Below are 11,313 nucleotides of genomic sequence, written 5' to 3' on the forward strand. Positions count from 1 at the left end.
TACTTTTTATGACTCGAAGCGTGATGAACGCTTTACGCAAAAAGCTACCCAAAATTCATTGAGTTCATCCGATCGAATGACTTTATATCACCTCATTGGATGACCCAACTAGTACCAGTTCTCAGTTTTAAGTTTTGAGTTTTGAGTGACCGAACTTGCGTAGCATCGCTGGTTGAAGTAGCTAAATATGATGAGACACTCTGCCAGCAGGGTAAAATAAGTAGAACACTCGTCCTGATTAAACGTGTCGTTTTGAGAAAGTCGATCGCCCAGGCTGTCCTCAAAGAACCATATCAACGCCAACGTGCTGTTCTACCGCAGACGCTACGTCCGATCGCTGCTGTGCCCTCTCACCCGCCGCGAAACGCACGATCGCGCGGAGAACTGCTGCTGCTGGTTCATGCAGGGTGGGTGGGGATGGCGCTCCTTATCGTGACCTGCATTCCCGCATGGAGAGCTGATTTTGATTGGCAACGGCAGCCAAGTGCTGAAAAAAGTGCTGTTGTGCCCAAGCCACCACTTGCCAGCAAGGGACGCAGTACTTTGTCTAATCGGCAAGTGCTATTTGCAGGCGGCTCAAATTCACTGGTAGCCCGCACTGTAGGTCATGCTGAAGGCACACGCACACCAGACGGTCGCAAAACCCGCGCGTACTACGGGCACAAAGACCCTGGCAACGGAGTTTGGAACCTGGGTAGCTTCTCGTTTCAGCACTGTGGGGAAGCACGCTACCGCTGCTCGACTCCTGAAGAAGCGGACGATCGCCAACTGCAACGCTTACAGGTACAACATGCAGCTTTGGAACGACAGGCAACGGCTGCAAAGCTGCGAATGACGCTAATGGAAGCACTCAACGGCGTGGATCTGGCGAACCAAGCGCCCCTGGCAGCCTTGAGTGATCAGGGATACCTCGATCGCCTACTGCAAGCCAAGCAAAAGGGCTTCAGCGGACAGAATGCCATCCTCGAAGCGCGGGTCTGGAGCTATTGGAATCCCCAGAAGAACCGCTGGGATGCTCCCGGACTGGGCAACATTGAACCCAGCATTCGCCACGATCAAGAACGACGGCTGCTAGCGATCGCCCGTGCTTTGACCATCGCACAACAGCAGCTTGCACGACTACCCGCCAATCAACGCAGCCAGAACTTGCTCACGCTGCAACCAGAGACCATTAACCCTTATGCCCTCAGCCGTGAGCGATCGAACTATCTCTGGTGGGAAGCAGGCTACTGGGATGCCAAACTCCAGCACCAGCGGCAAGTGCCAATGGGCTACGAATCGGCTTATGACCAGGGATTTGCCAACGGCTCAAGTTTCTAACGTCTTTGCTTTAAGTTTCCAGCCTGGTTTAAGCACTTGACGGGCACGGGCAATGACGAGGCAATCATCTGGAACGTTCTCTGTCACCGTTGAGCCAGCCGCAATATTGACATCTTCGCCAACCGTAATCGGTGCAACTAAAACACTGTTAGCACCTGTTTTGGTGCGATCGCCAATCTGCGTTCGGTGCTTTTTCACGCCGTCATAGTTAGCGGTAATCGTGCCAGCACCCACATTCACCTGATGCCCCAGCGTTGCATCACCGAGGTAGGAAAGGTGCGCCACATTGGTACGATCGCCCAGTCTGGTATTTTTCAGTTCAACAAAGTTACCAATACGACAACCCGAACCCGTTTCAACCTGCCCTCGAAAGTGAGTGTAAGGGCCAATGCGGGTGTTGGCGGCCACAGTACTGCCAACCACTACCGAGTACAGTACCGTTACATTGGCACCAATGTGGCTATTTTCAACCAGGCTACCGGGGCCAATGCGGCTACCAGCTCTAATTGTCGTCGTTCCCCGCAAATGGGTTTGAGGTTCAATCACGACATCTGGTTCTAACGTCACCGTATCATCGATCGTGATGCTATCTGGGTCAATCAACGTGACCCCAGCGGCCATCCAGTCGTCTTTAATCCGGGCTTGAAGGATGTCATACGCGGTGGCAAGCTGCTTGCGATCGTTAATGCCGAGAATCTCCTGGTAATCCTCGACATCAACCGCCATCACCGGATCAAGGTAGTTGACTACATCGGTCAGATAGTACTCTTGCTGGTCATTATTGGTAGTCAGCTTTGGCAACACGGCAGCCAGGTCAACCCAGCGGAAGCAGTAGATGCCAGCATTAATGCGACGGTTTTGCTTTTGTGCTGGTGTGCAGTCACGGTCTTCAACAATTTGCTGCAACAGGTTTTGACTGTTGCAAAACACTCGTCCGTAACCTTTAGGATTAGGCAACTGAGCCGTCAGAATCGTGGCTGCATTGTGATGCTCTCGATGGGTTTGTAGCAAATGCTTAAGCGTTTGGGGGCGCAGCAATGGCACATCCCCATTCAAGATCAGCAAATCGCCCTGAAACCCTTCCAAATGAGGCAATAGCTGCTGGACAGCATGCCCAGTGCCCAGTTGCTCTGGCTGCTCTACAAATTCCAACCGAGTTGCTGTGCCATTGTTCTTTTCGTTCATCAGCGCTTGTGCAACCAGTTCGCCTTGATAGCCCACAATGACTAATCGTCGAACCGTTTCAACCGCTGATAGACTACCAAGCACCCATTCAATCAGAGCTTTCCCTCCAAGTTGGTGCAAGACCTTGGGCAAGTCAGATTTCATCCGCGTGCCTCGTCCAGCAGCTAAAATTGCCACCGCTACCATGATCGTTTTTGCCACTTAGTTTGCAGTGGAGAGAAGCACGTCGATCGCGCCACTGCTCCACCTCGTCACGCTTTACAGGATACCATTCGTCTTACCGACATGACCTGGTAAAGGCACTTTTCAGCCGCTAATTTCTCCCTGAACAGCACGGCTTCCGTGGCTCAAGGCTGGTCAGATTCTGGTCAGGCTGATTGTGGGATGCGTGATAACTCAAGCGGCACGTCTTGCTCTGACTGCACTGGAGCCGATTGAACAAATTCTCTAAACCGCTCGACTAACTCAGGGTTGCGCCAGCCTTTAGCGGTTTCTTCGTCCAAAATCGTCAGTGCCTCGATCGGGGTAAAGGCTTTCTTATACGGACGTTCACTGGTCAACGCATCGTAAATATCGATGATTTGAAAAATTTGCGCCAGTAGAGGAATTTGCTCCCCCGCCAAACCGTCTGGATACCCCGTCCCATCCCACCGTTCGTGGTGATGACGAATGATAGGCAATACGCCGCGCATCGTTCGCAACGGTTGGCAGATTTTTACTCCAATGAGTACGTGCTGCTGCATGACCTCCCATTCTTCAGGGGTAAATTTTCCTGGTTTCAGCAAAATCGCATCAGGAATGCCTACTTTGCCAATGTCATGGAGATACCCACCCCACATTAGATCACGGATCTCGATACGAGACAGCCCCAAAAATTCTCCAAAGGCTTTGCCGTGAGCCACAAGGCGTTCACAATGGTCACCTGTATTAGGATCACGACTTTCAACGGTCTGCGCGATCGAAAAAAGCACTCTTTCGGCGTGATCCAGATCTTCGTTCAAACGTTTTTGACGAATTAGCGATTTAACACGAGCAGACAGTTCAAGCTGATCAAATGGTTTTGTTAAAAAATCATCACCACCAGCTTCAATGCCTTTTAAGCGCGCACGACGATCGTCCAACGCGGTTACAAAAACCACAGGAGTCAGGCGCGTTTGCTCATCTTGCTTGAGGCGACGACACACTTCAAAGCCGTCCATCCCAGGCATCATGACATCCAAAAGAATTAAATCAGGATTGGTTGCAACAATAGAGTCTAACGCTGCGGGGCCACTATCTGCCTCCAGTACGTCGTAGCCTTCAACTGACAGCAACGCCACTGCCGTGAGCCGACTGGAAGGATTATCATCCACAACAAGCACTCTGGGTCGCTCTGTATAAAGGCGGTTCACTAAAGCAGACCTCACGATAGGGATAAAACACACTCGTCTAATGGAGCACCGCTCACTGCGTGCTACTAGCAAGTGTGGTGTTTTTATCAGGGTGTTGAACTCTAGTATGAGCAATTGCCAGGAGCGCGAAATCGGGCTTTTCACGGAGATCAGTGCTCTGCAAACTGGGTAAGTTCACGAGGATCAACGTAAATCCTGTCAAAGAAGCGCTTGATGTGTTGCGGCTGTTACTCACGGTGCAACAATCAAACCTCGGACGCAGTACGCACTTGAGCGATCAGGCAACCAAGCCGCCTGAAGCTGGCTAAACGTCGATCGTCATAGAGGGCTGTTGATGCTGAACACGTCCGGCAGGGGAATCACGCTCTAGCGTTGGCAATCGGATGACGGCGTGATGTGCAGGGATGGGAAGTGGAAGCGCTCTGGGACTAGCCTCGTGTGCAGGGTAGTTTTTTGCCGTTAAATCTTTCTTTTCTAAAATTTCGACGCGGCAACGCCGACAAAGCCAGTAGGGTTTACCAGAGCGAAGATGGCGCAGTAAAATGTCAGAGCATAAAGGGCAAGTTGCCATTTCATCACCCGTTTAATCTTTAGAGTTTTAAATCGTTACGTTTGAAACGCTGCTTTAATATGACAGCCACACCTTCGCACCACAACAGCCTGCGGATATAGCTTTGTCCGCAGCCGTGCTTTCGCTATTGAGATCATCAGGTTGCCAGCGATCCCTCTGAATCATTCGGAGATTTCTATGCCTCTATTCTGGCTGCACAAACTTTAAAGTGCCTGTATATGCAACTACAACTTTAACTAACTTTATAAGTTGTCTAAAGCGATGCTTTCGGTGTAAATCGTCAAGCAAAAAGCGAACCTTCCTAGTGTAGAAAGGCAGAAGTAGGAAGGCAAAAGCTTCGTTATTTCTGCCTTTGAGCTTTTGTGAAAGTGACAGGTTGTTTCCGACAAGGTGTACTAGCCTTATGAGAGCCAGAATTGAGCAAGAAATTGTGTTTCTTCACCACGAAGACGTACCGGCCTACAAAAAAGGCGGTTCGGTGGTACGGAACAGTTATTTTTGGGCGTTGCGATCGATTGCCGCTCAAGCCCATCGCCAGCGCGATTGGGAGTATGAAGCCGATGTCTGGCTGGCACTCCAGCGGATGTTGCTTTCTTTCACTGAATCGGGCTACCTGGGCTTGCGAGAAACCCAGCTAGAGTTTCCAGCTCAGGCTGAAATTCCAGCCATTTTGAGGCCAATCTCTACCTGGGAATAAAGTGGCCTTGATCTCGATCGAGGCATACGACAGCGCTTTGGCCTTTTGAAGCAAGAAAGCGACCTGCAACGCAAGGAAGCAGACGCGATGAGGATCAACGTACTCGCGCCTAAGCAAACCTATGAGTCGATAGAGGATAGGCAAACGAATCAAAACAATTAAGTGCTCAAGGCGGTAGTAGATGGTTGCACAACTGGCTTTAAGCATGTAGGGAAGGATCTTCAAAAGTTCCCCAAACTTATTTTGTAAATTTTATGTAAAGTTGACGGTTCTATGTGTAAAACTTATGTAAAGAGCAGTGTGCTCCAGCACTAACTTGGCGTGTAAAAGGATGCACCCTTGCTTTCAAGGACGGTTTAGAGTGCTTCTTGCACGCACAGTGAGAGAGTTGGGCATTGAGCATCGATCAGGGTGGTTAGATTGTGACGTAGAAGGCGAATAGCCCTGTTGTTGACACAAATAAAATTGTCATTGACAGGTTTGGCATTCAAACCGCTTTCTTTGTAATCTCTAAAGTCGAAAAATTGACGGTTTAAGGGCTCTACCAGGCGAAAGAAATCCGTATGTTTTGAGAGAGCATCAGGCGCACATGTCCAGACAGCGAGTAGAGTTGAACCCCGAAAACGCGGCGATCGTGAATGAGCTGGTCACGTTGGGATTCTTTAAAACCCCCACGATCGCCGCTAATTATCTTCTATCAGTGATTGGTAAACGAGCATTGCACCGCTTGCGAAGAAAACTAAAACAGCGCTTGATGGAAAGCGATGACCAGCAGCGCTTTGTCGAATAATGGGCTGATTGCAGATTGAGAGCCTGCAACCAGCCCATTCTTTTCAGCACTCATAGATGAGCGATTAACAGCAGCTTTCCGATGGGTCACAGCAGGAATTGGAAGCGGCTGTGATGGTGGCGTGATAGTCCGTTCCTTTCGTTTCGTGAGGGTGACGGACGCGATCGCGCGCGCAATCAAACTGCTGGGCCGTTTCTAAAGGAATGTCTGTCTGCGGTGTGATGGGAATGATGTCCTGCTGGTAAGGACTGGTGGCGTCAGTATAGATCTTGAACGTTTTGTCGCAAACGCTCATCCGCTGACCCCGGTAGAGTATATGTCCATCGTCGTCCTGCACTGCTTTCCAGGGGCCTTTGTAGATCACGGCCTGATTGCGTTCCCAGCAGTCCCCCTCTTTACCTTTGAAGGCGCGTACCGTCATGGAGCGAAATTCAATGCCATTAATGACTTGCCAAGGTTCTGCCTGACGCACCAAAATTTCGACACCGTAGAAGCCAGCCTGCTCAAACATCTCTAGAAAGGTATCTTCACGGAAAGCACCTGCAATACAACCACTCCACAAGTCGGGATCATTCAGAATGGCAAGGGTTGGGTCTTCGTCACACACGATATCAGAAATCACGGCGCGTCCACCGCGTTTCAGCACGCGATAGATCTCTTGAAACAACTGCTGTTTGTCTTGAGGACGCACCAGATTAAGCACACAGTTAGAAATGACGACATCAATACTGTTGTCAGCAATTAAGGGGTGTTCCTGCCGCAAACGGGCGCATTCGGCTTCAAAGGCACTCAGACGATCGAGATTGGTGATGGGATACCTTGCTAGCCAGGTTTGGGCGCGATCGCGATCCAACGCCAGATCTTGAATTTTCCCGTTCACAAACGAGACGTTACGATAGCCCAGCTTGTCTGCCATCTCATCAAGATATTTCCGCGACAGCGAGAGCATTTCATCATTGAAGTCTACGCCGATCACTCGTCCCGTAGCACCCACTTTCTGCGCCAGAATGTAGCAGTTCTTCCCCGCTCCAGACCCCAAATCAACGACGGTTTCGCCCACAGCAACGTATTTGGTGGGATCGCCGCAGCCGTAGTCTTTTTCGATGATTTCTGATGGCAGCTTTTCCAAGTATTGGGCATCGTATCCATCTGTAGGGCAACAAAGCGCTGCTTCAGGTTGGCGTGCTCCAGCTTCATAGCGCTGTAAGACAGCCTGTTCAGCATCATAGGCAACAGTGACGGACGGTTCGAAGCAGGCCGTCTGTTTGGGTGAGGCAAGGTCAACCATCGGTTTTTCTCTGAACTTTTTCTCGTTAATCTAGCCTTGTCAGGCGATCGAACGTCGTCTAACAGAGCCACTTCACCTTCAGTCTAGTAGCTGTGATTACGAGGTAAAGAAGTACTTTCTGAAGAAAGGTTGAAGCCACTTACGCAAGCCAGCCTAGTGTTTGCGTCAACCACCCGATCGCGGCACCTGCCAGCACCAGCCATGCAGAATTGACCTTGAACCGAAACACAATGATCGCGCTGATCAATGCCACTAGGACGGTCAACCAATCCACAAGCGTTTCGTGCGCCAGCGTGTAGGTAACGACTGCCATTAAGCCCAGTGAAGCCGCATTCACGCCATCTAAAAAGCCGCTTGCCCAGGGAGACGACCGCAGTTTGGACACCCAGGGATTCACCAGCGCGACGAAAACAAAGGCAGGCAAGAAAATGCCGATCGTGCCTGCGATTGCGCCTGCATTCCCTGCCAGCAAGTAGCCAATGAACGTTGCCGTGGTGAAGACAGGGCCGGGAGTAATTTGCCCGATTGCGACGGCATCCAAAAGCTGTTGGGAGGTGAGCCAATGAGTACGCTCTACCAAATCACGTTGGAGGAAAGCAAGCAGCACATACCCACTGCCATAGAGCACTGAGCCAATCTTGAGAAAGACCAAAAACACCTGAAGCCAGGTCGCTTTGCCCACAGCGATCGTGGTCGTCCCTACTTGTGCCAACACACCCGTCAGAGGGAGTAAGACAGCGGCCCCGGTGCCACCACGCCGCAGATTTTCGTACAGCATCACGCCCAATCCTGCCAGCAGCAGCAGTACAATCTCGTTAACGTTGAGCCAGAAGGCGGCAAGCACTGTGAGTCCCGCGATCGCCGTTGGCATATCCTTAATCGCTGCTTTGCCGAGCTTCCACAATGCCTGAAGTACGATCGCAATGATGACGGGCTTCACGCCATACAGCAGCCAACCCACAGCGGGAATGGTTTGAAAGCGGACATAAACGGCTGCCAGTGCCCACACAACCAGCATGGCAGGCAGAATAAAGCAGGTTCCCGCAATGACCAAGCCCTTCCAACCTGCACGCTCATAGCCAATGTGAATTGCCAATTCCGTCGAGTTGGGGCCAGGGATAAGATTAGTCACGCCGAGCAGATCCAGCAGCGCTTCTCGGCTCATCCACTGCCGCCGCTTGACGACTTCATTATCCATCATGGCAATATGAGCAGCGGGGCCACCAAACGCGATCGTTCCCAGCTTAAGAAAGACCCATGCTAACTCTTTTACTCGCTGCTGCTTGCGTGCGGCAGCGAGTTGCTTATAAGGAGTGTCGTGTGTTTCAACCGATACTTTTCCCTGAGTCTCAGACATGATAGTTGTGCATTCTTATCTCAAAAGATGCTACTGCACGATCACGGTTTTCTATACTTAAGAGACCAAAAACTGGTCATGGTTTTTAATAAGTATAGGACTTACGCAGCCGCCCCCTTTTCTTGTGTGCCCAAAGGGCTTTAAGCCCCCAAGTTTGGGAGAACTCAAAGTTTCCCAAACTTGGTGCTGGGGGCTGGTTTTAGAGAGTCTGCGTAAATCCTGGTCAATACGATTACAGCAAGATTTAACGGGAACTAATTGGTGGCACGGGTTTGCGTGACGGCAATGCAGTGGATGCGCTCACGCCCATTTTGTGCTGGCTGGATGATCGCGATCGACAACCCGACGAACCCTACGGCAACGGCACAATCAGCGCAAAGTCTTGCTGCGTGCCAACAGATTGTAGCAGTGCTTGCCAAGCATTCAGTACTGTCGAATTCAAAGACGCGATCGTCAACCTCGATGCCCAACGCTGTACTCAACTCACCTTGCAATTGGCAGAACCAGTACAGCCCGTCAACCTGGCACAACTGGAAAGCGATGACGATCGCCTCTTGCCTCGGTACTACAACCTAAACCTGGCACAAGTTAACTTCAGCCAGCGCTTCTACGACATCCTCCAACGAGCGCTGGCAAACCATTTGCGTGTTCTTGGCAACATGGGTCTCTATGCCAAAACGCTCGCAAACCTGAAAAGCGTCGCCCATAAGCTTGATTCCGACTTTGACCTGTCTAACCAGATTAAACCACTGATGACCGATCTGTTTCGGCGACAACTGGTGGGTGGAGCTCCACTTCAGGCACTCCTGCGTACTGCGTTGGATCTCAAAACCCTGTCGCTCTAGTCTCCACGCCAACTGTAACTGCTGTTTGATCGCGTCACCTCCAAATGCCCTAAAGCGCGATCGACCCTACATGATTTCCGGCTTCCGCAAGGCGGTTGAAGCCATCATGCTGCCGCGCCTTTTACCCCGCACGGTTTTGCAACACTCGTCGGGAACTCAAGCCAGCGCATTTTCGAGTAAATGGTAAAAGGATTTGCCTAAGCAACCCGATGGTTTAGATAAGTCATGATGCTAAGGATTAAACCAAACATTTCCTTGGCCTAACACTTGTCGCTCGACTTGAGCTTCAGGCAAATTAGGATTGATCTGCAAGGCTCGATCGTAGTCAAGTATTGCTTCAGCATTACGATGAAGTCTGGCAAGCGTTAACCCTTTTTTCCACCAGACTTGCTCAGCAGGAAAGGTGCCCCATTCCATACCTGGTTGTAATGCGGCCTCAAAGCAATCAAGTGCTTCTTGATGGCGGCGCAAATACGTGAGCACGAGCCCTTTACGATACCAAACTTCAACCTGTTTAGGATTCAGTTGGGTAGCTTTTTCATAGCTCGCAAAGGCAGCTTCGTATTGTTGTCTATCAACAAGCAGGTTAGCTTGATTCAGTAGCTCATAGTAGGCAGGTTGCTGGCTGGACGTAGCCTGTGGCTGCTTCAACAAATTCCAAGCAGCCAGGGAAAAATTGATAATCGTTGCGAGGACAGCAACAACTAAGACTGATCGCACTTTGGGGAGATGGATGGAAAAAGCAGGAATGATCTGCCAAAGCCTGCCTGTGGCAGAGAGATCCACCTGGCGCAATGCGTACAATGCCGATCGCGCGTCTAGATAGCGATCCACTCCTTGGGGTGCTGTCATCTCCATCAACCATCGCTCAAGCACCCGTCCCTGCTGAGGCAGCTTCTTAAAATTGATGCCGTAGTTCTCGTTGATGAGTTGTCCGACATCACGCGATCGGGTGCCTGTCAGTAAACACAGCAATGTCACTCCCAGACTGTATAAATCCGAAGCCTGTGTCAACTCACGGTTCAATAGTTGCTCTGGCGGCATAAAACCCATCGTGCCTTTGACCACGCTGCTAGTAGCAATCTCTCCACCACCCGGCCGGGCAAAACCAAAATCAACTAAATAGGACTTACGCAGTCGCCCCCTAAATCCCCCAATTCTGGGGGACTTTGAGTGCTTGCTCCCCCAAATTTGGGGGCTGGGGGGCTAGTTTTAGAGAATTTGCGTAAGTCCTGCTAAATAAACCTTGATACTGTTCTGGCGATCAACCAAAATATTTTCTGGCTTACCCCTCTTTAATCACTTTGAAGAGAAGAATTTAGAATAGGAGGTAGAGAGTTTAGAGTGCAAACAAGACATAATGCCAGCTTCGAGAGAGGCTCGACCGACGATTCGGTTTGTCGATGAATACTGCCAGCTGTATGAGGGGATAGTTCCAGAAGTGCGAAGCTTTGAAGCCTTCAAGCTTCTGCACTTGGGCATGATCAGCGAGATCAAACGTAAGTCCCTGCCCGCGATTACTAAAGCGGTTGGCTTAGACAATCAACAAAACTTACATCACTTTTTAACGGAATCTCCTTGGAGCGCTCAACAACTGCGCCAGAAATGACTGGAACTGATTCTCAAGGTGGTGAATGGCAGAGCATTGATTTTGTTAATCGATGAGACTGGCGACTGCAAGAAGGGAAACAGTACCGATTACGTCAAACGACAATACATCGGCAACGTCGGCAAGAAGGAGAACGGGATTGTTGCCGTTACTGCTTACGGCTTAGTTGAGGGGATGATTGTGCCTTTAACCTTCGAGGTGTATACCTGGTTGCCTGACAGAAGTAGGTGAAACCCAATAAACACGAGGAAATTGGTGAA

10 protein-coding genes and 1 pseudogene are annotated in these 11,313 nt (G+C 50.5%); 5 read left to right on the plus strand and 6 right to left on the minus strand.

Going from position 1 to position 11,313, the window contains the following annotated elements; all coding sequences use genetic code 11:
• Nucleotides 1-141: 141 nt before the first annotated feature.
• Nucleotides 142-1,320 carry a hypothetical protein gene (locus tag AC5JLP_RS06640; RefSeq protein WP_496067136.1) on the plus strand — a complete coding sequence of 393 codons (1,179 nt, stop codon included), beginning with the start codon at nt 142-144 and terminating at the stop codon, nt 1,318-1,320.
• On the opposite strand, the gene glmU is transcribed toward AC5JLP_RS06640, so the two are convergent.
• The 3 genes from glmU to AC5JLP_RS06655 all read right to left on the minus strand — a co-directional run bounded on the left by glmU (nt 1,309) and on the right by AC5JLP_RS06655 (nt 4,467).
• A complete protein-coding gene (glmU, locus tag AC5JLP_RS06645) occupies nt 1,309-2,706 on the minus strand; it encodes a bifunctional UDP-N-acetylglucosamine diphosphorylase/glucosamine-1-phosphate N-acetyltransferase GlmU (protein ID WP_496067137.1) in 1,398 nt (465 codons plus the stop codon). The genes AC5JLP_RS06640 and glmU overlap by 12 nt on opposite strands.
• A gap of 167 nt (nt 2,707-2,873) precedes the next feature.
• Entirely contained in the window at nt 2,874-3,896 is a 1,023-nt protein-coding gene (locus tag AC5JLP_RS06650; protein ID WP_496067138.1) for an HD domain-containing phosphohydrolase, read from the minus strand.
• Nucleotides 3,897-4,200: 304 nt separating this feature from the next.
• Complete coding sequence (locus tag AC5JLP_RS06655; protein WP_496067139.1) at nt 4,201-4,467, minus strand: hypothetical protein; 267 nt, start codon at nt 4,465-4,467, stop codon at nt 4,201-4,203.
• A 403-nt stretch (nt 4,468-4,870) separates the two neighbouring features.
• Between AC5JLP_RS06655 and AC5JLP_RS06660 the strand changes: the two genes are divergently transcribed.
• Complete coding sequence (locus AC5JLP_RS06660) at nt 4,871-5,164, plus strand: hypothetical protein (RefSeq protein ID WP_496067140.1); 294 nt, start codon at nt 4,871-4,873, stop codon at nt 5,162-5,164.
• Nucleotides 5,165-5,753: 589 nt separating this feature from the next.
• A complete protein-coding gene (locus AC5JLP_RS06665) occupies nt 5,754-5,954 on the plus strand; it encodes a hypothetical protein (protein WP_496067141.1) in 201 nt (66 codons plus the stop codon).
• Nucleotides 5,955-6,018: 64 nt separating this feature from the next.
• Here the strand turns inward: AC5JLP_RS06665 and AC5JLP_RS06670 are convergent, their stop codons facing one another.
• Together AC5JLP_RS06670 and AC5JLP_RS06675 are read right to left on the minus strand one after the other, a co-directional pair.
• Nucleotides 6,019-7,242 carry a DUF8838 domain-containing protein gene (locus AC5JLP_RS06670; protein ID WP_496067142.1) on the minus strand — a complete coding sequence of 408 codons (1,224 nt, stop codon included), beginning with the start codon at nt 7,240-7,242 and terminating at the stop codon, nt 6,019-6,021.
• A 139-nt stretch (nt 7,243-7,381) separates the two neighbouring features.
• Nucleotides 7,382-8,599, minus strand: a complete 1,218-nt coding sequence (locus AC5JLP_RS06675; RefSeq protein ID WP_496067143.1) for a chromate transporter — start codon at nt 8,597-8,599, stop codon at nt 7,382-7,384.
• Nucleotides 8,600-8,871: 272 nt separating this feature from the next.
• On the opposite strand from AC5JLP_RS06675, the gene AC5JLP_RS06680 reads away from it, so the two are divergent.
• Entirely contained in the window at nt 8,872-9,444 is a 573-nt protein-coding gene (locus tag AC5JLP_RS06680) for a hypothetical protein (RefSeq protein ID WP_496067144.1), read from the plus strand.
• A gap of 231 nt (nt 9,445-9,675) precedes the next feature.
• Here the strand turns inward: AC5JLP_RS06680 and AC5JLP_RS06685 are convergent, their stop codons facing one another.
• Complete coding sequence (locus AC5JLP_RS06685) at nt 9,676-10,635, minus strand: tetratricopeptide repeat protein (protein WP_496067145.1); 960 nt, start codon at nt 10,633-10,635, stop codon at nt 9,676-9,678.
• Between the two features lie 169 nt (nt 10,636-10,804).
• Between AC5JLP_RS06685 and AC5JLP_RS06690 the strand changes: the two are divergent.
• A pseudogene (locus AC5JLP_RS06690) lies at nt 10,805-11,257 on the plus strand (transposase); the annotation flags it as partial.
• Between the last annotated feature and the right edge of the window lie 56 nt (nt 11,258-11,313).

It is taken from the genome of Stenomitos rutilans, from assembly GCF_059505485.1.